Genomic DNA, 23,997 nt, shown 5'->3' with positions numbered 1-23,997 from the left:
AAAAAAAGCGTCGCCTATGACATAGGCGACGCTTTTTTTGTACTAAAAGCTGACCTGTTTACTTAGCCGTAGCGACTGCTCCAGCCTTGGTAACTTTCATGACACCATTCATGATGCGCCAGTGACCAGGGAATGTGCAAACGAATGGATAATCGCCGGGCGTGGCCGGAGCCGTAAACTTAAGTCGGTACGTCTGATCGGGGTTAACCAACGGCGTAGCCACAATTACCTGAGAAATGCTTGGCACGTAATTCTTTTCGGCCCCGTCTTTCGCAGTAATCATCTTGTCGGCTGCCGCACCGATCACGTCCATACTTTTGGGTTTACCAATCACCAGATTGTGCTGCATAGCGTCCGGATTTTCGAGAACGATTTCAACCTGTTTGCCAGCCGTTACGGTAAACTCTTTTTTGTCAAAGCGCATTTCTTCGCGAATGGTTTTCATCCGAACAACCTCAACATTGGGGTCGGTAGGTTCGCTCTTGACAATGCCCCAAGCTTCGTAGAGCCGCCCCAGACGTTCCCGGTTTTCGGAAGAAACGGAGTTCGTCAGACTGGCCAGGAATTGCTTGTCTGTCTCGTTCACCTGCGCTTTTGTGCGGATATTCCACCCTTCCGCGACGCCTTTAACAATCGCGTCACCCTGTGTTGTCTCTAACTTCTGCGTCTGCCGAAGCAAGGCAACCACCGAATCCACCGGAGCAACGGACGCGTAGCTACGCGACGCACGTTCGAGTACGTAAGCGCTCATGCTTTGCGGAGCCCGATAGACAAGCGTGTGCGTAGCGTTGTTGTTCTGTTCATTGCCTTCGGCGATTTTGTTTTCGCGGTCAAGCATGGCCGTAATCATGTACTGGCCCGCCCGCTCAAACGTTACGCCCATATCACCGACCCAAGGACCGTTGTTGGCTTTGCTGATCGTCACGGTTTCACCGGGTTTGATCCCCGTGTTGTGCGTCACGCTCACAAAATCAATTTTAGCAGCATCCGTAACGCCCTTCGGTCCTTCCACGCGAATGGACAAGGGGATCGGGGTTCCAGCCGGAATTTCAGCCCCACCCGCATTGGTCACATCCACAAAAAGCTTCGTTCCTTCCCGAACCGAAGGCGACTCCGGCGTCGTACGAATCGCGGCAATGACCAGATCAGGTTGGTTACCTGATGTTGTTACAGCGGCTTTTGGCGTTGGCGCGTTAGGTCCGTGTCCGGCATGGCTATTCATGTCGTGAGCAGGTGCTGCCTTCGGTTGCGCAGGAGCATTCATACTTACCTGCTTCAGATAGGTTTTCATCAGCTGCCCATTTTGTCCCGTGAGGGCGCAGGCAAAAGCATCAGGCAACCAGCGGTCATTTACTTCGGTCGCTTTATCCAACCGGCTCAGAATAGCTTGCTGGGCAACGGCGCTTTGCGGCATCTCCGACAAGGCGAGGAGTGTATTTAGGGCAACAACTGGCTCTTTGTCATTTAACAAATTGTTCTGAAGCAGCGCATTGGTTGCCATTTGATTACGTGGCAATACCTGAACGGCTGTTTTACGTACACCTGAGCAAGGGTGCTGCAACGCCGAAGTCGCAGCCGCCATCGCTTTTTCGTCTGAACCGTTTAGCGCGCCCAACCCGTGCAGTGTCCACAAGGCATGAACAGCCGCTGGATTGATACCAATCTCATCGACAGACTGATCATTCACCAACGCGATTAGCTGTGGAACCACGTCTTTGTTGTTCCGTTCGATGAGCAGACGTTGAGCCGCTGTCCGCCAGAACATGTTCGTATTTTTCAACGCAGCTACGAGTTCGTCCGGGCGGTCTTTACTCAAGGTCATCGGCGTGTAAGCAGGCGCATTCTTGTACCCTACCCGATAAATACGACCGTGCGTAAAATCGCGCAGTGGTGTCTCATACGCATTACCCGAACCATTGCTAGCGCCGGCTGGCGTTGGATTGTGCTGGATGATATAACTGTACCAATCAACAACCCAAACAGCTCCGTCTGGACCAACTTCCGCAAAGACGGGTGCAAACCATTCGTCTGCGCCGGCCATGAGATTGAAGCCTTCTACATCTTCGTAATCGGTTCCATTCTTTTGCATCACGTTCTGGTGCAGGATGTGGCCCGTTGGCTCCGATACGAAAGCGACCTTATTCCAGTATTTTTTCGGGAAAGCGCGGGCAGTATACAAGTTATGACCCGCTGCCGCTGTGAAACCACCGAATACGTCTACTTGACGTACCTTTTCGGTGATCGGTTTCATGTCTTTGTGGGTATCCGTACTGCGGCTACCGTTTTCCCGAATATGCGGAGCACCGTGGAAGTACCGGTTTGGTATCGCCATGTACCAACCGTGCGCGTTATTGGCTGTGCTGCCGAAAACGTCGCCCGTTTCGTTGAAACCTAATCCCCATGTGTTGTTGGACGTAGCCGTCACGTATTCAAGCTGCGAACCGTCGGGTTTGAACCGGAAAAAGCCCTGGCTAAACTTTACGCTATCCGCTCCGACCTTTCCTTTGAAACCTGAGTAGCCGACGCTTCCCCATATCCAGTTATCGAAACCGTAGTGCAGGTTGCTCGGTCCGGCGTGGGTATCGAACGTACCGAAACCTGTAAACACGACTTGTTTTACGTCGGCCTTGTCATCCCCGTTGGTATCTTTCAGGAAAAGCATGTGCGGTGCCTGCGACACGTACAATCCACCGTTTCCGAACGTCATTCCGGTTGGAATGCTTAGTCCCTCGGCAAAGTTGGTGAACTTGTCTGCTTTACCATCCTTGTCGGTATCTTCGCAGATAACAATGTAATCAGAACCACCACTTTCTTTGCGCTCGTTCGGATAATCCTTGGTAATCAAAGCATAAAGCCGCCCTTTTTCATCCCACGTCATGGCAATGGGGTGCATGACATTCGGCTCATGGGCAAACAGATCGAGCGTAAAATCGACCGGAACCTGAATGTGCTTCATGGATTCTTCCGGCGAAAGCGGCTCCTGCTCCATCTGAGCACCCGGACGCTTCTCGTAGTTCGGCAAGTTCGCTGCGCGATAGGTAAATGTCTGTGGCTTCAGATCATCGTGTAACTTTTTTACGTCGTCACCAACGGCCCACAGAATTCCCCGTTCCAGCAGTTGCTGAAATCCGGGCTGGCTCCAGGTCCGCTCATCGTGACCGTAGGCGGTGTAAAAAACGCGCCCTTTGCCGTATTGACGCGTCCAGGTGTACGGTTCTTCCTTCACACCCGGTTTGTCTTTTTCCTGGTCGGCTTTGATTTCCCGAACGGCCAGCACGTTGTTATCCGCCTGAAGATGCGAATGCAGGTAGGTTTCGTCGTACGCCTTAAACGAAGGCAAACCAGCTACAATAGGATTATTTGGCTGCGTAAAGCGGGTTTGAATGGTATCCATCCGGTGCCGCCAGAACTGCCCGCCAACAACTTTATCGACATATTCGGCGGAGTTGCGAAAACAGTACGATGCGCAATGCACCGGAATCAAGCCTTTTCCCGACGAAACATAATCCAGCAGGGCTTTTTCCTGCGGTTTAGGAATGCTATCCCAGTTAGCAAAAATCAGCAGACCATCATACTTGTTCAGATTATCCGGATTGATGTCTTCCAGTTTATCCGTGTACGTGATGTTGATTCCTTTGCTACCCAGAGCGGCCATCAGTTGAGGCACGCGCTCGATAGGCTTATGGTGGCCATTGTCACCCAGGAACAAAATCTCGGTTCGACGCGCTTTCGTGGCGGTCTGGCGGGTTGAGGATTGATTAGCTGTCTGGCGGGCGCATTGGGTCATTAGCCCAGCTGCCAGTACAAAAAGAAGTGCCTTTTTCATGTTTAAAGACGAAAAACAGCGGTTATTTATCGGAAACAGAACACGGTTTATGGTCTATCTCATCACAACAACCGCTGCGTTTAGATTAGATGCTTCCAAAATCCGGCAGCTTAATTAGCTGCCCACCTTGAAGAGCCGACTCGTGCGCCAAAATTCCCACACTCGTCCAGTTGGCCGATTGGGCAGCATTGGGGAATGGTTCGCGGTCCTCAACAATGGCCGACACAAACTCATGAACCATGTGCGGGTGCGATCCGCCGTGGCCGCCCCCCTGCGTAAAGGACAGGTGTTGCTGTTCGTCGGCGTCGTAAACGCCTTTCGTGGTAAACCGTTGAATTTCTTCCGGCAGGTAATGCGCGTAATCAGGTACGGTTACTTTCTCTGGAATCTCCGGTTCGGGTTTCTTCGCCGTGTGAATGACCGGCTGCTCATCTTCGATCAGTTGCCATTCGAACGATTTTTTATCACCGTATACTTCGAAACTCTCGCGGTACTGCCGTGCCACATCGAACAGCGACCGATAGACGTACGCCGACAAATCGCTATCCTTGAATTTGATGTGTGCCGACTCAACGGCAAACGGTGAGTTGTGAATTTTTGCCAAATCTTCCCGAATCGTACCAGAACCAAAGCACGACACGTAATCCGCTTCGAGTTTCAGCAGACCCGCTACCGGACCGACGCAGTGCGTAGCGTAGTGCATGGGTGGCAAACCAGGCCAGTAATCCGGCCAGCCGTCCATATCCTGCTGATGGCTGGCTTTCAAAAACTGCACTTTACCCAACTCGCCGGTTTCGTGCAATTCCTTAACGAATAGAAACTCACGGCTGTATACCACGGTCTCCATCATCATGTATTTTTTGCCGCTCTCCTTGCAGGCCTGTACAATGGCTTTGCAATCCTCAACCGTCGTAGCCATCGGTACCGTACAGGCAACGTGCTTACCTGCGCGCAGGGCTTTCAGGGTCTGTTCAGCGTGATTCGGAATCGGTGAGTTAATGTGTACAGCGTCAACATTGGGGTCGGCCAGCAGCTCATCGTAATTACTGTACCGTTTTTCAATGCCGTACGCATCGCCGATCTCGTTCAGCTTTTGCACGTTACGCTGGCAGATAGCGTACATGTTCGCATTTGGATGGCGTTGATAGATGGGAATAAATTCGGCCCCGAATCCAAGGCCCACAATGGCAACGTTAATCATTCGTCAAAAAAGTTAAGAAGTTAATGAGTGAACAAGAGCGAATACGTTAGGATACGATCGCTTCGCTGGTTGACTCGGGTACGCGCTTGGTATATTCCTTGATAAAAGCCAGTCCGTCAACCGCCAGCTGCTCGGGCGATTCAAACATGGGTCTGAAAATGTGGGTGGCGGCAGCTAACTCGGGCGGGTTTGGCCCAAACGCTTCGATGGCGATAGGACCATTGTATTCAATCTCGTGTAACACGTTGAAAACCTGATCGAAATTGATATGCCCCTGCCCCGGCGTCGAGCGGTCGTTCTCCGAAATCTGCACGTGTACCAAATAAGGAGCTACTTTCCGGAGGGCGTCAGCAATACTTTTTTCCTCCATATTCGCGTGGAATGTGTCAAACGCAGCCTGGCAGTTGGGGTGATTGACCGCTTCTACGTAACGAACGAGTTCATCGGCGCAGGTAAGCAAATACGTTTCAAAACGGTTCAGGTATTCCATCGCCAGTATGACCCCTTTGGTTTCGGCATACGCAGCTACCTCCCGCATACCTTCCACCGACCAGGCCCATTCGTCGGCAGTTGCCGGTTTGCCGCTAAAGACTTTGAAGCCTGCATAAAACGGTCCCATCAGGATGGTTGCTCCCGCCAGCGCGGCACAGTCGACGACCGTTTTCAGGTGTTCGATACCCGCCCGGCGAATCGATTCGTCGGCATTGATCAGATCGTGTTCTGCCCCGCAGAGCGTACAAGCCTGTACGCCTAGTCCTAGTTCAGCCAACTGCTGACCGATACGCTCCCATTTGTCGAGATCCGTGTTATTGATCGGTATTTCGACAAAATCAAAGCCGCTCGTTTTCAGGAACGAAAGCGTACCAGAGAGGTCTTCGTCCATTGACATCGTCCAGACGAACAGATTCATTCCTAGCTTATTCATATTCAGTCTCTAAAAAATTAAACAAATGTAACGAGTAGCCCGCATCATATTGCGGCTTTTATTAGCGGATACTGACTTTATTTTCACACAAAACCGCAAAAGAATCCTTTATTTACGTTAAAAAGGAGTAATTGAATGAAACAGCCTCTCCGTAAAGATCTCGAACCGGTTGCCACTTCTTTTATCGTAAAAGAATTAGTTGAATCGCACTTTGACCCAAACTGGCACTTTCACCCCCACTACCAGCTTTTTCTGGTAGAAGAAGGCAGCGGGACCCGGTTTATCGGCGACTCCATCAAACCGTTTGGTCCCGGCGATCTAGTTTTTCTTGGCCCTAATTTGCCGCATCTGTGGCGCAGCGATCAGGATTATTTTCAAAAACAATCCGGGTTAGCCACCCGTGGAATCGTAGTTTACTTTGCCGAAGATTTCCTTGGTACGGATTTTTTCAAAAACCAGGAAATGTCGTTGTTGCGGCAATTGCTGAACCAGGCTCGCCAGGGGCTGGAATGGACAGGGCCAACCCGCGCCCGCGCCGAAGCAGCACTCCAGAGCATGACCAGACAGTCCGTTGGTTTTGAACGGGTCATTAGTCTGTTGATTCTGCTGAACGACCTTTCTCATGCCATGGACTACCAGCGCATTACCAGCCCCGGCTACACCAATACCGTTAAACCAACGGAAACCGACCGGATGCAGCTTGTCCACGACTACGTACTGGGTCATTTCCCGGACGATCTGAGCCTCGAAACCGTTGCCGATCTGGCGGGCATGACTCCGCCGGCTTTCTGCCGGTATTTTAAAGCGCGGGCTAATAAAACGTTTTCTGAATTCGTCTCCGAGGTGCGCATCGGTCATGCCTGTAAATTGCTCATCGGTGGTAAGTTAAGTGTTACGCAGATTAGCTTCGAAAGTGGTTTCCGAACCCTGTCGAACTTCAACCGGCAATTTAAGGACATCACTGGTCAAACGCCATCGGCATACGTAAAAACGTACCGGCACATATAAGTCGGGCCAACCGCTTAAGCAGTTTCGGCGAAACTAGCACCGTTAGTCATCAATAGTCCTGCGCCAACGGATGGACCATAAACTCATCAATGACAACGTGAGCGGGACGACTGATGATGAACAGCATGGATTCGGCCATGTCTTCGCTTTGCAGGTAATGCGTCGATGTCTCATGGCCGTGACCTTTGGCGTGAAAATGCGAATCGACCAGACCTGAGTAGATACCAGTGACTTTGATGCCGAACGGTCGCACTTCTTTCCGCAAGGCTCCCATAAAAGCTTCCTGGGCGTACTTGCTGGCCGTATAGAGCGAGCCACCGGCAAACGTACGCTTGGCTACATCGGAGGCTACGACAACGATATGCCCCGATCCTTGTGCTTTCAGGATTGGGAGAGCAGCTTTGGTCAGCAAAAACGTACCTTTCACGTTGGTCGCCATCAGACTGTCCCACTCCTCGACGGAGATTTCATCCACGTTTTTGAAAATTCCGTAACCCGCGTTGTTGATCACTACGTCGATACGACCGAATTGGTCATAAGCCGTTTTGACCACGGCAGCCATAGCTGACTCGTTGCTAACGTCGCCGGGTGCGACAATGATCTTCCCGCGAACCGATCCTTGCGTAGCTTCTACCTGAAGCTCATTTAAGTCATCAGCATTGCGGGCGGTGACAATCACATTAGCGCCATGCTGAGCCAGTAGCATCGCCGTTGACCGGCCAATGCCCCGTGAGGCTCCGGAAATAATAACCGTTTTGTTTTCGACGTTCGTCCCCATGTACTCAATTCGCCTGAATTCTTTAATAATCCGCTGATTTATCCGTTTTACAGCTCGTCCTAAAAGTAAATAGATAAATTGGCATAACTAATGTTTCTTATATTTGGCCGACAATTTGACTATCTATTCTGTAGTGTAAGAACAAATGATCGGTTGGCTCCATACACACCGACTCCAGTTGGCCCGGATTCTGCTAGGGCTCTTTCTGGCTATTTGGGCCAACGGCGTGGTCTTTCGACACGCTCACCGATTATCAGATGGTCGCGTGATTGTTCACGCTCACCCCTATTGGCCTTTTGGTAAAGGGCCCATTTTACCCAACAACCACACGGCTCAGGAAATACTGCTGCTGGATCTGGCGGCCCACCTTCCGGTTGTTGTAAGCGCCTTTTTTGCGTTTCTTTTCTTGTTGCGGAGCTACCAGCATTGCCTTTTCTGGTCAAAAACCTACTCGTTTCGCTCCGCTACTTCCTTTACGTGTTTTGCTCATCGGGGACCACCTGTCGTTCGGTAACTTCTTGTTCTGCGCACACCGGCCTTCTGACCGGTCGTTTTTGCTGCATTCCATTGGAGCCTTCAACCAAACGAAATCTTCCTGAATGAAATCATTTTTCTTCTTAATCAGCCTTGGGCTGATGGGAGGGCTTGCTTATGCACAGCCATCGCCCAATCGAGTTATTTCCGGATCGGTCATTGACGCGGATAACCGCAAAGCCGTTCCTTTTGGTACAATCAGCCTGCTTGGTCAGCGAAAAGGGGCGCTAACCAACGCCAGAGGTCAGTTTACACTGTCCATTCCTACCGACTCTCTCACGCGTCAACTGGTTATTTCCTGCGTTGGCTATCAGTCCGATACCATCCAGATAGAGCCCGCAACGGACAGCTACGCCGTTACGTTATTGCCCGTGACAAACACGCTCAACGAAGTGGTGGTTACGACGGGTGTTACACGCAGTACATTGCTTCGGCAAAACCCGGTGGCAATTCTGGCTATTTCGCACCGCGCCATCGAAAGCACAGCCAACAGCAATATCATTGATGTTCTGGTCAAAAATGCGCCCGGCCTGACTGCCGTTAAAACCGGTCCGAACATTTCAAAACCGTTTATTCGGGGTCTGGGCTATAACCGCGTTTTGACCCTCTACGATGGGGTCCGGCAGGAAGGCCAGCAGTGGGGCGACGAACACGGCGTCGAAGTTGACAATTATAACATCGACCGGGCCGAGGTTATTAAGGGACCAGCCAGTTTGATGTACGGCTCCGATGCGTTGGCGGGCGTAGTCAGCATGATGCCTATTTACCCAAAAAATACGGAAGGCAAACTCAAAGTGAGCGCTACGACCGAATACCAGTCGAACAACCGGTTGCTGGGTGAATCGATTAGTTTAATGTCGGGAAACTCGCGCTGGGCCTGGAATCTGCGGGGTTCGATACGGGCCGCGACCAACTACCAGAACAAGATTGACGGTCGCGTCTATAACACCGGCTTTTCCGAACGAACGGCGACGGCTATGCTGGGCTATACGGGTCAACGCGGCTATTCCCGCTTTGGTGCTTCGCTGTACGACAATTTGCAGGGAATTCCCGATGGAAGCCGCGATTCGCTGACCCGCCAGTTTACGAGGCAAGTCGCCGAATCGGACGCGGATGACATCAAGAATCGCCCCATCGTACCCGCCAGTGAACTGACTTCGTACCGGCTTAGCCCGTTGCACCAGCACATTCAGCATTACCGCATTCATACCAATAACCATTATGAAGTCGGCAAGGGCGATCTTGATTTCCTGCTGGCCTTTCAGCAAAATGTGCGCCGGGAATACAACCACCCCACCCGTACCGATCAGGCGGGTTTGTACGTACGCCTGAACACGCTGAACTACGGACTGCGCTACAACCTTCCTACGCTGGCCAATATTTCGGCGAGTGTGGGGGTCAATGGCATGTATCAGGCTAACAAAAACAAAGCGGGTACCGATTTCCCAATCCCGGATTATACCCTTTTCGACGTCGGCAGCTTTGTTTTTTTGAAATGGCAGGTCGAGAAACTAACGTTGAGCGGTGGTCTTCGCTACGATCAGCGACAGCTGCGGGGCGACGATTTTTACGTGCGTACCAACCCGAGAACGGGCTTTGACGAAAAAGTTGCGCTTCCGGATACCGCTGGGGCTACGTTGCAGTTTCCTCGCTTAAAGCAGCCCTTCACGGGCGTGTCGATGAGCGCTGGTTTAACCTACGAATTCTCGGATAAGCTGGCGTTGAAAGCCAACATAGCGCGTGGTTATCGGGCACCCAGCATTACCGAAATTGCGTCGAATGGGCTCGATCCGGGTGCGCACATTGTGTACATCGGCAACCGTAACTTCAAGCCAGAATTTAGCTTGCAGGAGGATATCGGCCTGACATTGACGTTACCCGATGTGAATCTGGGCGTCAGCGTTTTCAACAATTACATTCAGAATTACATTTATCTGGCGCAGCTTGTTGACGACCAGGGCGATCCCGTGGTGATTGTCCCCGGCAACCGAACGTACCAGTATCAGCAATCGTCCGCTCAACTGTATGGTTTCGAAACGCAGCTCAGTGTACACCCGACCGGCTGGCGCGGTTTTTCGTTCGATAACAGCGTAGCGCTGGTTTACGGCTATAACCGAGGCAACATCTATTCTGATGCGGGTGTCAACGGGGAGTACCTGCCGTTTATTCCGCCCCTGCGCGTTTCTACCGGTCTGAGCCAGACGCTGCCTCTGAGACGACGGTGGCTATCAGACGTTACGGTGAAGGCCGACGTGGAATACAACGCTCGGCAGGATCGGTATTTGGGCTTAAACAATACGGAAACGGCCACCGCCGGTTTCACGCTCGTTAATGCGGGTGTTGACGGACAGATTCACCTCGGTCAGAACCGGCCTGCGCTACGGGTGTTGCTGCAAGTCAACAACGTATTCGATGTGGCTTATCAGTCGAACCTGAGCCGGTTAAAATACTTCGAGTATTTTTCCGAATCGCCAAATGGTCGACTGGGCATCTACGGTATGGGCCGCAACATCTGCCTTAAAATAACCTTACCGTTCAGTTAAGCGAGTGTCGATTTTCGAGCTGTGGTTTCGGCGGGGCCGCCCGCGCGGTTCTCAAAACCGACACCACAGCTCGATATCAGTTGCCTTACCGTTTGCCGACGCCTGCGTTTTCGGATACCTCTCCGGCGAATCCTGCCCAGTCGATGTTATCGATTCCTTTGGCAACAGTAGCCGTTAATTGCTGGAAGACAACCATCCCAAACGGCATGGGAACCATCGACTGCTGAGCCGTATCGAGCACCAATCGTATATCTTTCCGGATCAGCGCGGGCGACGCGCCAACGGGCTGATACGCTTCCTCGGCAATCATCTTCCCGTAATTTTTATAAACCGGTGATGCGAAGAGCGTGTTGCTGAACAGCTCCCACATCGCTTTCCGATCAACGCCGTTTTTTTCGCCCAATGTAAATGCTTCGGCCATCGCTTCGATAGCACAACCGATCATAAAGTTACCCGCCAGTTTAACCACATTAGCGGCCCCTACGTCGTCACCGAAGTCATACGTCCCCTGCCCGATCAGTTCGAGTAACGGACCAACCTGATCTTTGGCCGACTGGCTACCCGACGTACAGATCCATAATTTGGCCGCCTGTGCCGCTTCGGGTTTCCCAAATACCGGACACGCTACGTACTCGGTATTTTTCTGCCGGTGTTGTTCGGCCAGCTCACGGGCTGTCTCGGGCGAAATAGTGCTACAGGAAACGTGAATACCGCCTTCGGGCAACGCGGTTAAAAAGCCAAAGTCGCCCAGGGTAATATTGCGCAAAGCGGCATCGTCGCTGACCATTGTAAACACAACGTCGGCTTCAGCAACGGCTTCGGCGGGCGTATCGGCCCAGCTGGCTCCGGCCTGTAGCAACGATTCAGCCTTGTCGCGGCTTCGGTTAAAAACGGTCAGCGTGTGATCGCCTTTCAGGAGATTGTGAGCGATAGCCTGTCCCATCTGGCCCAGACCGATAAAAGCAATGTTCATGGTTGTATCAATTAGCTTCTTTTTAGCAAACCGATTTTAGACTATAACCTTCCGGCGAAATGATTTATTTTTCTGTCCTTCGTCCAAACGGCTTACGGTCTATTTTTAAAATACCGGATCATCTCACTGTATCCCATCCGCATCGACAAGCCGCGCAGGGCCTTTGCGATACGGTTAGCCTTGGTTTCCGCCGTCTTGGCATCGTCAATCCACTTGCTGAAATAGTTCTGGTGACCTTTGGGCAACGTTTCAAAAAACTGGTGGGCCTCGGTATCATCCTGCAAACAAGCCAGAAAATCAGCAGACAGCGCTACAGGGGAATCATCAGTTTTAATGACTACTCGTACCGTTGCACCTACTTCTTTTCGAATACCCCGGCGCATGGTGGCATTGATAGCCATGATAAACGTTCCTTCAAATCCATCGGACCAGCCCATCGGGATCAGCGCAACTTGCCTAATCGGAAATTCGTCAAGGGTGCCGGTAACCCGAAAGGATGTTTTCTGATCCGGTTTAAGCCCATTCGTCACCTCAACCGGAATCTCGATATAGGTCCAGCCCGTCTTCTCGCCTTTTTTGTCGAACTTATGCAGGACAGCCGTAAATGAAAACATACTGATTTGACCAATTAGTACCGAGCCAGCGTGGCTATGAGGGATTCTTTTATAGCCTGTGCTAAACTGGCGGGCTGCAACACCGCCACGTGTTCGCCGTAACTCCGCAAGTGCATGAGCAGGTCACGGTTCGGTGCTAAGCGCAACCGAACGACGCATTCGGTATCCGTATCCCGAATAACTTCCTGCGTCTGATGGATTGGCTTCGCCTTCACGTACCGGCCAAACAAAGGAGAAAACGACAGCACGACTTCTTCCACCGGACCGCTGCTGTCGGTGATGCCGTAAATATGTTCGAACAACTCACTGACGTTTGTCAACACATCGGGGGGGACCGCACAGGCTTCGTCGGTAATTTCCAGATCGCTCATTCGGTCGAGAGCAAAGGTCCGCTCTTTGCCCGTTGGTTCATCGTAGCCGATTACGTACCAGCTGTCGGCTACTTCGCGCAACAGGATTGGATGTAAGGTTCGCCGTTTGGGCACCTCGGTTAAGCCGTCCGGTTCGGCAACCGCCGTTTCGTGTTTCCGGTAGCGAAACGCGATCTGACGGTTCTGGTTGATCGCCCGAATCAGTACGGGTACGTAATGGCGATTGCCGCCCAGCACCCGCTCTTCTACGTAAACAACCCGCCGGGTCAACCCTTCCGTTTTTACCTCCCGAATAATGTCCAGGCTCTGTCGTACTTTCTGAAGCGCATTCGCCAGTTCGCCCGCCACCGACGCCCCCTGCGTTGCCGTTAGAACTTCACGTGCGTAGTCGAGCGCTTCCATATCGTCCGGCGAAAGCATAAGGCGAAGCAGTCGAAACTGGGGATCGGTGTAATAATATCCGTTACGCCGTTTGTCGTAAGCAATGGGCGCATCATGGTCTTCCCGCAACCGCTGAATGTCTTTTTCCAGCGACGAGATCGACCGGATACCGCACTTGTCCCGGCAAAGATCGAACAGCTTCTGTTTGGAATATTGACGAGGGTATCGGCTGATGATCTCATCGATGAGTCGATAGCGCTGAAAGGCGGATCGGGTGATAGGCATTGTCGGGAAGTACGCGTTTCTGCGATTGGATGGTCAGGCAAGATGCTGGAAAAAATTTTCACAAAAAAATTTGAACGTAAAAAGATTACGCTCTTCCCGGTAGAACTTTGTTCTGTGAATTTTTAAACAACCCTACTAATGAACACTTTCTTTCGTCCCACTCCTAATCGCGCAGTAAGCCCGTCTGCTCCACTTTTTTCAGCCCTGAACACCCCGGACCAGTGGACAGCCGCAGCCATTGAACCCCGCTCGTCAAAACGGACCACGTTGTCGGCAGGTCAGTTGCTGGACATCGAGCTAGGCTTGTTTCTGCTTTCCCAACTTGTTCCGGCGGCTTCACCCGATGACTTACCAAACCTGCTCAGTGGCAGTAATTCCTCGTTCCTTGATCGCCCAACCTGGACGCCCAAACAACTAAAGATTTTGAACCGGGGCCGGGCTATACTAAGCCACATTCAACAGCACACGGTATGGTCGTCTTTGCTCGATGCCTACACAACCATCCCCGACCGACTACAAGCTTACGACATCAGCGCCGACCGTAGCCGCTTCTGCGAAAAGACCGTTGGCTTTTTCCGCAACCGGATTTTTACGCTGAAGCAGATGGTAAGCTAAGTCCGTTCCATTTCTCTTCGTTTCCATTCCATTGCTTTTTCGGGCAATGACAGGATCACTATTGCCCATCCCAACCACCTTCTGCTCATGCTTGCTAATCTAGTACAACGAGTCAAAGACTACGCTGACCCCTCTCGCGCCTTAAAAAAGACACAACCAGCCACGGCGCCACCCGTACTTGTTCAACCCGTTGCGCCAACTCCGCCCGCCCGATCGTTACGAACCCTGAAACTGATCATGGTAACAGCGGAGAATAACAACAAATTTTATGAACTATACGAGCAGGATAACGACACGTTCGAGGTGCATTACGGACGGGTGGGCGGCTCGAAAAGTGTAGCGACGTACCCGATTGCCCAGTGGGCGAAAAAGATGCGGGAGAAACTAGCCAAAGGTTATGTCGATCAGACGCATCTCTACGCCGAAAAAACGACAACTACGGACGCTAGCAGCATTGCTGATCCGGCAGTACGCGGGCTGATGAGTCGGCTCCTGGAGTTTGCCAACCAGTCAATTTACCAGAATTATGTAGTCTCCGCTCAACAGGTAACCCGCAAACAGGTCGAAACGGCTCAGCAACTCCTGGATGAACTAGCTGCGCTGATCGCGCTGAGCGTTGACGTTCCGGCGTACAATCAGAAACAGCTTGATCTGTTCAAAGTCATTCCCCGCAAAATGGGAAAAGTAAGCGAGCATCTTCTGGCCCAGTCTCCCCAAACAGCCGATGACGTACAGAAACTGCACGACCAGTTAGCCAGTGAGCAGGACACGCTCGACGTTATGCGTGGACAAGTCGAACTGGCTCAGTCGAAAACAGACGCCGATCTGCCCTCCCCGAGCTTGCTGGAAGCCATGAACCTAACGGTTGAACCCGTCACCGACAAACGGGTGCTGACACTCATCAAGCAGATGATGGGTCCGGATGCGGATAAGTTCGATGCGGCTTTCAGCGTTTGCCAGGCCAGTACGCAAGCCGCCTTTGACGCTCACGTCGGTCAGGCTCGAAAGCCGAAAACGCAGCTTCTCTGGCACGGCAGCCGCAGCGAAAACTGGATGTCGATCCTCAAAACGGGTCTTGTATTACGTCCGGCCAATGCGGTCATTACGGGGAAGATGTTTGGCTATGGTATCTACTTCGCCGATCAGTTCAGCAAATCGCTTAACTACACCTCACTGCACGGTTCTGTTTGGGCCAATGGTCGGCAAAAAGAAGCGTATCTGGGTATTTACGAAGTCCACGTCGGGGAGCAGATGATTGTTAAAGAGCACGAGGTCAAGTACCAGCAACTGGACAGCGACGCCCTTAAACGCATCAACCCAACCTACGATTCAGTGTTTGCCCAACGGGGTGTCAGTCTATTGAAAAACGAATTTATCGTTTACAATCCAGCGCAGTGCACGGTCCGGTACATGGTTAAAATCAAAATCTGATATGAACGCATCCCTCAAGCAACTCACTCCCGCCAGTGTTTGTCTGGCCGCAACAACGCTGATTCTGGCCGAAGGTGCGACAAGTTCATTGATTGTAAAGCAGTTTCTGCGCAACCGGGGGTATCGGGCCTACCAAAGCGAAGTGTCAGACTGGTTATTCACCTTGGCCGTGCGGGAAGGCTGGGCCATTAACGACAACGGCCTATTCCGAGTCTATTACTTTCCTACCCTCAAAGCGGTACCCCAGTAACCGAAAGCCAGACCGCCACGGGATCGATTAACCAATGAGCTGGTCAATCCCTCATAACTAGTGCGCTTGACGGGAAGAAAAAAAGTTGCGATTTGATGTACAACGTAAAAACGTTACGTTCTTCTAGTTGCATCTTTGATATGAACAACGAACAACAATACGAATGAACGCCCAATTAACAGCAAACTATCCCACCGCAGCCCGCCCGGCTCTGTCCAGCCTTTTGCGCTGGCAGGAGCCGCTGGCGACTCGCCTACGCTACCGTCATGCCCTTCCGGGTATGGTAGCCAACCGGCTTCTCAACGTCGAACTGGGTTTGTATCTGATGGGGGAATTGTTGCCGCTGGCTCCGGCGCTGTCACTGCCCGACTTGTTGAATGGTCAGGGCCCGGCCTACCGTCAGCGTACCATCTGGTCGCCCCGGCAGCACCGGACGCTAAGCCAGGCCCGGGTTTTACTGGCTCCCTACCGTGACCGGACGGTCTGGTTTAAGGCACTGGACCGCTATGCTACCCTCTCGTCTGAACTACGCATCTACTCGGTAAAAGGGGGGGGCGGCTGGAATGCGGGGGTTAGCAGTTACGTAATGCGCGAACGACTAAGCTTATTTCAGGAAGCGTTGGCCTAGAAACGGCTTTATTTCCAGGCGGGCGGTTTTACGCCCGCTAGCCAGAATAAGCCATCAATGACCAGTTGGTTCTGCGTCTCGTTGGCAAACGTGAAAGACAGTTCTTTGTTGGTTTTATTTTCGTAGTCAATGTCGTTGTGGCCCATGTTCAGGTACAGCATTTTGTACTTCTTGTTGGTCCACACCACCGGGTAATAACCGCTATGCCATATCTCATGCGGCTTGGGTCCGGTTCCTAACGGAAAACTCGTTGAATCGATGGACACCAGAACATCAATGTCTGGATTGGCTTTCAGATCGTTTGTCCAACAGTACCATTCGTTGGGTGTCGATCTGAACGTTTGAGGTAAACGCCTGGTGGCCGGATGCTTGCGGTCTTCAACCCGCAAAGTAGCGGATGTGGGCCGCCAGGTGTTGCTTTTATACGAACCCGATCCCAAAAACTGATTATGATACCAATCCCAGTTCTGCGGATAAGCCGACGGAGTCAGCGCGAAACCGGCAAAGTGAAACCCCATCCAGGCCCCACCTTTTTCCATATATTGCTGAAAAGCCCTTCGCTGTACCGGATCTTCCGGGCGGGTGTCCAGGAACAGCACAACCTGATAATTGGCCAGAAAATCCGGGTTCAAATTAGCCCAGTTGTCTGTTGAATCGTAGCGAAAACCGTACCGGGCAGCCGCCTGCGGAAACCATCGGTTCGCTTCATGCACGTAACTGACATGCGCCTGATCGTTTTTGGCCGTATAAAAGGCAATGACCTTAAACGGGGGGACTTTGTTTTGTGCAACAACTTGCGAAACAAAGCAAGACAAACAAAAGACAACTAGGACAACGCTCTTTCTGACAACCACAGCTATACCGCTTTTATTAACCTGACTGGTCGTGAAATAAGGCGTAAGATCGGCAAACCTACTCACGCCAAACGAAGGAGCTAATCCGCCGATTTAGCGAAACAATTGGTCGAAGGTGACGCTCACGTAATACAGTCCGCCAATCCGGGCCAGACCGTACCCTTGCGCGTAGTAGTCATTGAAGATGTTTGTTCCACCTAGTTTAACGATGGATTTGTACTCCGGTAGTCGGTACGAAACCTGCGCATCGACACTCCCCCACGACGGCAACCAAACGTCACCCGCCGTTATACCTTGTTCAAACCACATCCGATCTGTCCAGCGATAGGTAACGGTTGCACCTAAACGTTCGGTCAACTGCGGGTTAGCCAAGCTGATGTTGTAGCGATTCTGGGGTGAGTTAAAATAGGTTCGTCCCTGCTGTATGACTTCGGTACTGCTTGTTTTCCGCTTAACTATCTCCGCTCCGGCATTGTCGCGAAGAATAGTACCCTGTGCATCACGGAGCGTTACGGTTCCAACCTGGTACGTGTAATTTCCGCTTAAGGTGTACCCTTTTCCTACGCTATAGGCAAGACTCAGACCAGCCCCGTTCACGAAAAGCTCGTTGGGACTGTTGCCGTTGATTTGTAACGCTTGGTACGCATTTGTGGTAAAACTGCCGACTCGATTGTTGGCGGGCAGGTAATAGCTTTGCGCTGTGATGAAATCCGTGTACTGACTGTAAAAATAAAAAGCATCGATATCCAGTCGGTTCGCGATAAAAGCCTTATACCCTACTTCCCAGGTTTTTACTTTCTCCGTCGTGAACGTAGCGGGCTTGTACCCACGGCTCCGCAATTGCGCTTCGGTGATGCGGCCAGCCGTGAATTCTTTTACGTCATTATCCCGATAAACCGAATCGCGGAGCAAACCCGACGACTGGATAGCGATGGCCGAGCCGCCGACTTGCCGACCTACTCCCGCTGCCGAAACGCCCAAAAACTCGATTGGCGACGGATTCCGGAAAGCCGATTGCCACGATGCCCGAAAGCTATGGTTACCAGCACTAACCACCAGCGACGCTCGTGGGTTAAATCCACCGTCGAAATACTGCTGTTTATCGTAACGAACGGCCACGGTTGGTTTTATGCTCAGCGCATCGCCAAGTTTTAGTTCTTTGCCCACCTGTATGTACGCCCCGTATTCGTTGATCGTGTATTCCGCACTATCTGCCTGGCGGGCAAGCAAAGTTCCTCCGGTATTCAGCGCGTAACGGCGAATGGAACCGCCTACCAGAACCTCGACTACGTCCAGCATTTTCGTAAAGTCGTACATGCCTTCGTAGTGCCAGAACGCCGAGTTATCCCGGAACCGCGTTCCTTTCGCCCCTTTATACCCCGGAACCGTGTCGGTACTAAAGGTGTTGGCAAACGCGTTTCGCGCATTGTCGAAACTGGCCGAACCGGGTAGATAACGCCCACGATCCGCTTCGCTTCGTGCCAGTCCCGCACTTACTTTGTTGGCAACGTACACCTGTCCAAACTCGGTAGCCCATTGTGTCAGGGGTTTCCAGGCATTGTTGACGCTGACGGCCGTTTGGCCAATGTTCCAGCCTTCGGCGTTCTGCCGCGTGCTGTATGCCCGCAAAAAGAAGTTGTCACCCCGTAGTTCTGCTTTAAACTGGTTGCGTTGGTAATCCGGAAAATACGCGCGCGTTCCGGCAGTTTGAGTGAAGCTGCCATTTCCGTAATACCAGCCTACCGACGCTTCGATCTGATCCGATATTTTGTAATGCAGCGCTACATTGGCTCGGTTGCTAAATACCTTACCGTTGGTCCCCAAAACGTCCTGCTCGGAATAGCCGGTTCGCGTTACCAATACATTCTGCAACGATGCATTCGCGTAATTAGCCGGATACCGGTAAGCTCCCCCGGCATTGATGTCGTCACCGTAAACGTTCACACCGTCGTATTGCAGGTTTGTATTCGGATCGTTATTCGGCACATAACCAATTGCCGTAGAGAGATTGCCCTGACTAACATCGGTAGCGAAGAAATTGGAGCGCGCCCGAGTCGAACGGTCGCTATAATCGTCGGCCATAAAATCGGTACCGCTTAGCCGTTGGAAATTCACTTTGAACGCAAACCGCGAACCGAGTTGCTTGGCGTAACGAATAGCAAGGTCGCTGTATCCTTTCGCACCAAAGCCCGGCTTTCCAATGTTGTTGACGCCCACTTTTACCTGAGCGCTCAGTCCCTGATGCGTAAATGGATTTTTGCTGGTAGTCGATAACAAGCCCTGAAAAGCATCCGGTCCGTACAATGACGCTGATGTTCCCGGTACCAGTTCGATTGTTTCAACGTCCAGATCGGGTAGGCTCGCAACGTTACTCAGGCCAAACCCGAACGCTGGTGCCCGGTTGTCCACACCATCGGTTAGTTGAAGAAACCGCGTATTGTTGTTTGCGCCAAAGCCGCGTACATTAACTGACTTGAAGGTCAGGCTCTGGGTTAACAGATCTACACCGGGCACGTTCTGTAATGCATCGAACGGGCTGGCGGCTGGCGACTGCTGAACCTGTCGGGTATCTAATTTTTCGACGGTCAAACCCGCTTTTCGACTTTCTTCCGATCTCCGACTAACCGATAAAATAACGTTGTTGCTCTTAGCGGCTGTCTCGATGAGCCGAATCGAAAGACTTCGAAAGTTGTTACCCCGCACAACGACCGACTGATCTTCGTAGCCTTCGTACGAAACGGTAAGCGTCAGCGGCAGATCCCGAGTAGTCGGCAGCTTAAATACCCCATTAGCCTGCGATCTGGTGCCGGTGGTGGTTCCTCGAATGACAACCGAAACGCCCGCAACGGGCTCATCTTTTTTATCCGTAATTCGTCCCAGTATATTTGTCTGCGCCTGAATTGTAGCAGTAGCAACAAGAGACAGAACCACCAGAAAAAAAAGATTTTTCATAGGTAAGGCTTGAGAAATTCAACGATTATCGAAGTTGGACATGTACGCCACAAAAGTACGAAAGTCGCTTTCGTTTTATACATTAACGCGATTATCTTTTATAAAAAATAACTTATAATTTACTTTATAGTAGATTTAATAACATTTATTTTTGTTAATATAGGTTTATCATCTAGTCGTCATCGACCATTTTAGACGAAGGTAAGGGGTACTTACTAAGTTATAAACGTTTTGGGCGATTTAAAAACGCGTCCTGACGCCTGATTTTGGCCAATAAGCATACAGCCTAAGCCTGTGACCAACCGTCATTCGAAATAACCCCGCAGCTCACCGTAGCTCAGAATATGCCCTTTCATAGCTTCCTGCACGTTAGATTTCACGGGTGTCCCCGTTAAGGTAAGTGGTTTATCCAGGGCGTATACACGAAACACGTAAGCATGACGTCCGGCGGATGGACAGGGGCCAATGAACGTTAAAGTACCCGCCGAATTTCTACCTATCTTTCCGCCCAGCAACTGCATCTGTTCCATCGTTAAGCCTTCCGGCAGACCGTGCACCGATGCGGGTATGTTGTAGAGCACCCAATGCGAAAAGTCGAATAAGGAAAACATAGGCGTTGGGACGTCATAGTCCGTCACGATTACAGCGTAGGATTGGGCGTTGGACTGTTGCTCCTCCCACGTCAGCGCCGGCGAAACTTGCTTACCCCGACAACTACACCTGATTGGCATATCACCATTCGGTGGAAATGAACTGCTCAGCACCGTGATGTTTTTGCGCAACGTAGCCAGATAAGCCTTCTCGTCTTCGCGCTGGCCGCTGGCTCTGTACTGCATAACGACCAGAAATATGCCGAACAGCAAAATAAGGCCCAGTAAGATTCGAGTAACTATGCCCATAAAAACAGCCGGCTAAGAACATATTATTTTCTTAACCGGCTGATTATTAAAAAGTTTACCAGAAATACCCTACGCTACATTACTGTGGCTAGGCCGCACGACTGCTCTGCGGGCGACGCAAGGGCGTAGACCGAAGCGATTGCGTGTTGGTGCGGGCTTCCTCAACGACCTGCTCCGAAACCAGTTCAAGGTGGTTGGCCCGTTTCAACACATAGTCAAACGGCAGGTTAAAGTAATTGGAAACCTCGCTGCGGAAGCTGTCCGGAAATTTCGACAGTCGCAAGCCAAAAAACTTACGAACTTCCTCTTCCGGCAGCATAGCGGCTAAGGCTACGCGCTCCGCTTCGGCCAGCAATTCCTGCCGTGACGGATACAGGTATTCCAAACCAATCGACGCAGAAAGAATGTTCAGAAACAGGTTTTTGTACATGGCAGACAGTTCGGCGGGTAAAATAACCCAACCCTGCTCCCGAAACTTGGCCGAAAAGCCTGTCAGCCCCTGTTCACCACGGATTTCGCCCGCAATAAGTTCGGCGGGAAAACGCAGCCGGGCATCCGTTTTCTGAAGTCGGAAAACAACCGCTTCGACCGGGCTTTTCTGGAATAATAAATCGGCAGGCATGACCTGGGTATTTTCCCATTGGTCGGTCATGCGCATAAACAGACTTTCGTTGACAGGCAGATTGTCGGGGTTGCCCAGACTGATGAGCATTCGACGGAAAGCCGCCAGAAAATCGATCTGGAGTTGATTCGAATTTGAGCGTCGCTTCATGCGGTTATATAGCCGGCCAGTCGCTTTTTCACAGCACAAAAACCGGCATCATTAGTTTGGTTGTTTGTTGTAAATCGCAACAGTAAATATACGCAACAAGCGACTGATAACAAAGCAATAAGCTGACGAAAATCAGATATTTTAATTAATAAATAGGAAGGCTTACCCAACACTTCTACCCAATCTGGTTACAGGGTATTTTATCAATAAAAACCGGTCTTGCCGGTGAATAGAAGACCTACAGCTTATCTTTGATACTACCCGTGCGCAGACCAGAAAGTAAGGGCCTTATACTAACTCGTCTGTGCTTTATCATTCGCTACCTTTATGCTTGATCGAACCGTAAAAAACGCGTTTACCAGTACCTGCCGTGTCTATCTGCTCGCCATCACTTTTCTAACTTCGTTTCAGTATGGGGTTGCGCAAACCAAGCCAGCCGCTATGGCTTTCGAGGTAACGATGGCGAAACCAGCCGATCACTTGTATCATGTGGTTTTTACCTACCCGAACGCGGGCCAGGAAACAATCGATTTCAAAATGCCGGTGTGGACGCCCGGCTATTACCAACTCATGAATTATGCGAGTAGCGTTGCCAACATGCAGGTGACCGACGCAGCGGGCAAGCCCTTGCAATGGGAAAAACTGGCGAATAGCACCTGGCGTGTCCGTGCCAACAAAACCCCATCTGTAACGCTGTCGTACGACGTAAAGGCAACCCGTGATTTTGTGGCGGGTAATTATCTGGACGATAACAAAGGCTACATCTCGCCCGCTGGCGTGTTTATGTACGTGCCGAACCAGCTTCAACAGCCGGTTACGGTAACCTTGCACCCTTATTCGGCCTGGAAACCGCTTGTCGCTACGGGTCTCGATTCGATTCCCGGCAAACCGAATACGTTTACCGCGCCTAATTTTGACGTGCTGTACGACAGCCCTATGCTCATGGGCAATCTGGAACAGCTTCCTTCCTTTACCGTAGCCGGAATCCCGCATTACTTTGTCGGGTATAACATCGGCAATTTCGACCGAAACCAGTTCGTTGCTGACCTCAAAAAGATTGTTCAGGCGGGTTCCGAGATCATTGGCGACATTCCCTACAAGCACTACACCTTTATAGCCATCGGGCCGGGCGGGGGCGGCATCGAACACCTCAACTCGACCGCCATTAGTTTTGACGGCAGTGGATTGAACACCCCACAAGGCAAGCTACGGCTGTATCTGTTTCTGGCTCACGAATACTTTCACCATTACAATGTGAAGCGCATCCGGCCCGCTGCCCTGGGTCCTTTCGATTACGATCAGGAAAACCGGACAAACATGCTCTGGGTATCCGAAGGCTTTACGGTTTACTACGAATACCTGATGCTCCGACGAGCGGGATTGATGTCCGAAGCTGAACTGCTGAACGCCCTTCGAAGCAACATGGCTTCGTACGAAAATAAACCGGGCCACCGGTTTCAGTCGGCGACACAAGCGAGTTACGAAACCTGGTCGGACGGGCCGTTTGGTCGCACCGGCGATGATGCCTACAAAACGATTTCGTACTACGAGAAAGGTCCGGTCCTGGGCATGCTCCTGGACTTTAAAATTCGGCACGAGACCGACAACAAAAAATCGCTCGACGATGTGATGCGGACACTGTATCAGACGTATTACCAGAAAGAAAAGCGCGGTTTTACGGACGAAGAATTTCGGGCGATTTGCGAAAAAACGGCGGGCAAACCGCTGGACGAAATTTTTGACTACGCATCAACGGTCAAGCCCCTGGATTATCCGAAATACTTGGCCTACGCCGGTTTATCCGTTGACACCACGCTCCGGGAAGCACCCGGCGGATGGCTTGGTTTAAATCTCCGCCCAAAATCGGACAGCCTGCTGGTGTCGAGCGTTGATTGGGAATCGCCCGCCTGGAAAGCCGGAATCCGGAGCGGTGCCGTCCTGCTAATGTTAAACAACCAACCGGCCACCTTAGCGGCTGTTAAAGCCATTCCCGTTGATCAGTCAGTCAAGCTACGCATCGTTCAAGGCGGTCAGACAGACGAGAAAACACTTCGGGTAGGCCAAAAATTCGAACGTACTTTTCAGCTCTCGCGCCTGCCCAATCCAAACAAACAGCAGCAAGCGATTCTAAACGATTGGTTAAAAGAACGATAAGAC

The 23,997-nt window shown here is 51.5% G+C and carries 19 protein-coding genes; 8 read left to right on the top strand and 11 right to left on the bottom strand.

What is annotated here, in order from left to right; translation table 11 throughout:
• Nucleotides 1–58: 58 nt before the first annotated feature.
• The 3 genes from LQ777_RS07590 to LQ777_RS07580 all read right to left on the bottom strand — a co-directional run bounded on the left by LQ777_RS07590 (nucleotide 59) and on the right by LQ777_RS07580 (nucleotide 5,952).
• Nucleotides 59–3,826 carry a PVC-type heme-binding CxxCH protein gene (locus LQ777_RS07590; protein ID WP_232561917.1) on the bottom strand — a complete coding sequence of 1,256 codons (3,768 nt, stop codon included), beginning with the start codon at nucleotides 3,824–3,826 and terminating at the stop codon, nucleotides 59–61.
• Between the two features lie 85 nt (nucleotides 3,827–3,911).
• Nucleotides 3,912–5,027, bottom strand: coding sequence for a Gfo/Idh/MocA family protein (locus LQ777_RS07585; RefSeq protein WP_232561916.1), 1,116 nt, complete (start codon nucleotides 5,025–5,027; stop codon nucleotides 3,912–3,914).
• Nucleotides 5,028–5,073: 46 nt separating this feature from the next.
• Complete coding sequence (locus LQ777_RS07580; RefSeq protein WP_232561915.1) at nucleotides 5,074–5,952, bottom strand: sugar phosphate isomerase/epimerase family protein; 879 nt, start codon at nucleotides 5,950–5,952, stop codon at nucleotides 5,074–5,076.
• A gap of 135 nt (nucleotides 5,953–6,087) precedes the next feature.
• On the opposite strand from LQ777_RS07580, the gene LQ777_RS07575 reads away from it, so the two are divergent.
• Nucleotides 6,088–6,960 (top strand): AraC family transcriptional regulator, encoded by an 873-nt coding sequence (locus tag LQ777_RS07575; protein ID WP_232561914.1) that lies wholly within the window; start codon nucleotides 6,088–6,090, stop codon nucleotides 6,958–6,960.
• Nucleotides 6,961–7,009: 49 nt separating this feature from the next.
• Here the strand turns inward: LQ777_RS07575 and LQ777_RS07570 are convergent, their stop codons facing one another.
• Nucleotides 7,010–7,738 (bottom strand): SDR family oxidoreductase, encoded by a 729-nt coding sequence (locus LQ777_RS07570; RefSeq protein ID WP_232561913.1) that lies wholly within the window; start codon nucleotides 7,736–7,738, stop codon nucleotides 7,010–7,012.
• 145 nt (nucleotides 7,739–7,883) lie between these two features.
• Between LQ777_RS07570 and LQ777_RS07565 the strand changes: the two genes are divergently transcribed.
• Together LQ777_RS07565 and LQ777_RS07560 are read left to right on the top strand one after the other, a co-directional pair.
• Nucleotides 7,884–8,252 carry a hypothetical protein gene (locus LQ777_RS07565; protein ID WP_232561912.1) on the top strand — a complete coding sequence of 123 codons (369 nt, stop codon included), beginning with the start codon at nucleotides 7,884–7,886 and terminating at the stop codon, nucleotides 8,250–8,252.
• 85 nt (nucleotides 8,253–8,337) lie between these two features.
• Nucleotides 8,338–10,815: a TonB-dependent receptor gene (locus LQ777_RS07560; RefSeq protein ID WP_232561911.1), complete on the top strand. Its 2,478-nt coding sequence runs from the start codon at nucleotides 8,338–8,340 to the stop codon at nucleotides 10,813–10,815.
• 85 nt (nucleotides 10,816–10,900) lie between these two features.
• On the opposite strand, the gene LQ777_RS07555 is transcribed toward LQ777_RS07560, so the two are convergent.
• From LQ777_RS07555 to LQ777_RS07545, 3 genes are all read right to left on the bottom strand, one after another.
• Nucleotides 10,901–11,788 (bottom strand): NAD(P)-dependent oxidoreductase, encoded by an 888-nt coding sequence (locus tag LQ777_RS07555; protein ID WP_232561910.1) that lies wholly within the window; start codon nucleotides 11,786–11,788, stop codon nucleotides 10,901–10,903.
• A gap of 92 nt (nucleotides 11,789–11,880) precedes the next feature.
• Complete coding sequence (locus tag LQ777_RS07550; protein ID WP_232561909.1) at nucleotides 11,881–12,402, bottom strand: YdeI/OmpD-associated family protein; 522 nt, start codon at nucleotides 12,400–12,402, stop codon at nucleotides 11,881–11,883.
• 14 nt (nucleotides 12,403–12,416) lie between these two features.
• Nucleotides 12,417–13,439 (bottom strand): helix-turn-helix transcriptional regulator, encoded by a 1,023-nt coding sequence (locus LQ777_RS07545; protein WP_232561908.1) that lies wholly within the window; start codon nucleotides 13,437–13,439, stop codon nucleotides 12,417–12,419.
• 138 nt (nucleotides 13,440–13,577) lie between these two features.
• On the opposite strand from LQ777_RS07545, the gene LQ777_RS07540 reads away from it, so the two are divergent.
• From LQ777_RS07540 to LQ777_RS07525, 4 genes are all read left to right on the top strand, one after another.
• Nucleotides 13,578–14,054 (top strand): pPIWI_RE_Z domain-containing protein, encoded by a 477-nt coding sequence (locus LQ777_RS07540; RefSeq protein WP_232561907.1) that lies wholly within the window; start codon nucleotides 13,578–13,580, stop codon nucleotides 14,052–14,054.
• An 87-nt stretch (nucleotides 14,055–14,141) separates the two neighbouring features.
• On the top strand, nucleotides 14,142–15,485 hold the full coding sequence (locus LQ777_RS07535) for an ADP-ribose polymerase (RefSeq protein WP_232561906.1): 1,344 nt from the start codon (nucleotides 14,142–14,144) through the stop codon (nucleotides 15,483–15,485).
• Between the two features lies 1 nt (nucleotide 15,486).
• Complete coding sequence (locus tag LQ777_RS07530; protein WP_232561905.1) at nucleotides 15,487–15,735, top strand: hypothetical protein; 249 nt, start codon at nucleotides 15,487–15,489, stop codon at nucleotides 15,733–15,735.
• 163 nt (nucleotides 15,736–15,898) lie between these two features.
• Nucleotides 15,899–16,363: a pPIWI_RE_Z domain-containing protein gene (locus tag LQ777_RS07525; RefSeq protein ID WP_232561904.1), complete on the top strand. Its 465-nt coding sequence runs from the start codon at nucleotides 15,899–15,901 to the stop codon at nucleotides 16,361–16,363.
• A gap of 8 nt (nucleotides 16,364–16,371) precedes the next feature.
• Here the strand turns inward: LQ777_RS07525 and LQ777_RS07520 are convergent, their stop codons facing one another.
• The 4 genes from LQ777_RS07520 to LQ777_RS07505 all read right to left on the bottom strand — a co-directional run bounded on the left by LQ777_RS07520 (nucleotide 16,372) and on the right by LQ777_RS07505 (nucleotide 21,840).
• Nucleotides 16,372–17,178 (bottom strand): ThuA domain-containing protein, encoded by an 807-nt coding sequence (locus LQ777_RS07520; protein WP_232562815.1) that lies wholly within the window; start codon nucleotides 17,176–17,178, stop codon nucleotides 16,372–16,374.
• 132 nt (nucleotides 17,179–17,310) lie between these two features.
• The gene (locus tag LQ777_RS07515) at nucleotides 17,311–20,169 is read right to left on the bottom strand and encodes a TonB-dependent receptor domain-containing protein (protein ID WP_232561903.1); all 2,859 of its coding nucleotides are present in this window, start codon (nucleotides 20,167–20,169) and stop codon (nucleotides 17,311–17,313) included.
• A 305-nt stretch (nucleotides 20,170–20,474) separates the two neighbouring features.
• A complete protein-coding gene (locus LQ777_RS07510) occupies nucleotides 20,475–21,068 on the bottom strand; it encodes a YbhB/YbcL family Raf kinase inhibitor-like protein (protein WP_232561902.1) in 594 nt (197 codons plus the stop codon).
• An 88-nt stretch (nucleotides 21,069–21,156) separates the two neighbouring features.
• Complete coding sequence (locus tag LQ777_RS07505; protein WP_232561901.1) at nucleotides 21,157–21,840, bottom strand: hypothetical protein; 684 nt, start codon at nucleotides 21,838–21,840, stop codon at nucleotides 21,157–21,159.
• 327 nt (nucleotides 21,841–22,167) lie between these two features.
• On the opposite strand from LQ777_RS07505, the gene LQ777_RS07500 reads away from it, so the two are divergent.
• Nucleotides 22,168–23,994, top strand: coding sequence for a M61 family metallopeptidase (locus LQ777_RS07500; protein ID WP_232561900.1), 1,827 nt, complete (start codon nucleotides 22,168–22,170; stop codon nucleotides 23,992–23,994).
• Nucleotides 23,995–23,997 lie beyond the last annotated feature (3 nt).

Origin of the sequence: Spirosoma oryzicola, assembly GCF_021233055.1 — a bacterium.
Classification (GTDB): Bacteria; Bacteroidota; Bacteroidia; order Cytophagales; family Spirosomataceae; genus Spirosoma; species Spirosoma oryzicola.
Note: the sequence above shows the minus strand (reverse complement) of the source record. Positions and strands in the feature narration are given on the sequence as shown.

Coding starts and splice junctions, on each gene's coding strand:
- LQ777_RS07590 (WP_232561917.1), bottom strand. CDS start 3,826: ATGAAAAAGGCACTTCTTTTTGTACTGGCAGCTGGGCTAATGACCCAA.
- LQ777_RS07585 (WP_232561916.1), bottom strand. CDS start 5,027: ATGATTAACGTTGCCATTGTGGGCCTTGGATTCGGGGCCGAATTTATT.
- LQ777_RS07580 (WP_232561915.1), bottom strand. CDS start 5,952: ATGAATAAGCTAGGAATGAATCTGTTCGTCTGGACGATGTCAATGGAC.
- LQ777_RS07575 (WP_232561914.1), top strand. CDS start 6,088: ATGAAACAGCCTCTCCGTAAAGATCTCGAACCGGTTGCCACTTCTTTT.
- LQ777_RS07570 (WP_232561913.1), bottom strand. CDS start 7,738: ATGGGGACGAACGTCGAAAACAAAACGGTTATTATTTCCGGAGCCTCA.
- LQ777_RS07565 (WP_232561912.1), top strand. CDS start 7,884: ATGATCGGTTGGCTCCATACACACCGACTCCAGTTGGCCCGGATTCTG.
- LQ777_RS07560 (WP_232561911.1), top strand. CDS start 8,338: ATGAAATCATTTTTCTTCTTAATCAGCCTTGGGCTGATGGGAGGGCTT.
- LQ777_RS07555 (WP_232561910.1), bottom strand. CDS start 11,788: ATGAACATTGCTTTTATCGGTCTGGGCCAGATGGGACAGGCTATCGCT.
- LQ777_RS07550 (WP_232561909.1), bottom strand. CDS start 12,402: ATGTTTTCATTTACGGCTGTCCTGCATAAGTTCGACAAAAAAGGCGAG.
- LQ777_RS07545 (WP_232561908.1), bottom strand. CDS start 13,439: ATGCCTATCACCCGATCCGCCTTTCAGCGCTATCGACTCATCGATGAG.
- LQ777_RS07540 (WP_232561907.1), top strand. CDS start 13,578: ATGAACACTTTCTTTCGTCCCACTCCTAATCGCGCAGTAAGCCCGTCT.
- LQ777_RS07535 (WP_232561906.1), top strand. CDS start 14,142: ATGCTTGCTAATCTAGTACAACGAGTCAAAGACTACGCTGACCCCTCT.
- LQ777_RS07530 (WP_232561905.1), top strand. CDS start 15,487: ATGAACGCATCCCTCAAGCAACTCACTCCCGCCAGTGTTTGTCTGGCC.
- LQ777_RS07525 (WP_232561904.1), top strand. CDS start 15,899: ATGAACGCCCAATTAACAGCAAACTATCCCACCGCAGCCCGCCCGGCT.
- LQ777_RS07515 (WP_232561903.1), bottom strand. CDS start 20,169: ATGAAAAATCTTTTTTTTCTGGTGGTTCTGTCTCTTGTTGCTACTGCT.
- LQ777_RS07510 (WP_232561902.1), bottom strand. CDS start 21,068: ATGGGCATAGTTACTCGAATCTTACTGGGCCTTATTTTGCTGTTCGGC.
- LQ777_RS07505 (WP_232561901.1), bottom strand. CDS start 21,840: ATGAAGCGACGCTCAAATTCGAATCAACTCCAGATCGATTTTCTGGCG.
- LQ777_RS07500 (WP_232561900.1), top strand. CDS start 22,168: ATGCTTGATCGAACCGTAAAAAACGCGTTTACCAGTACCTGCCGTGTC.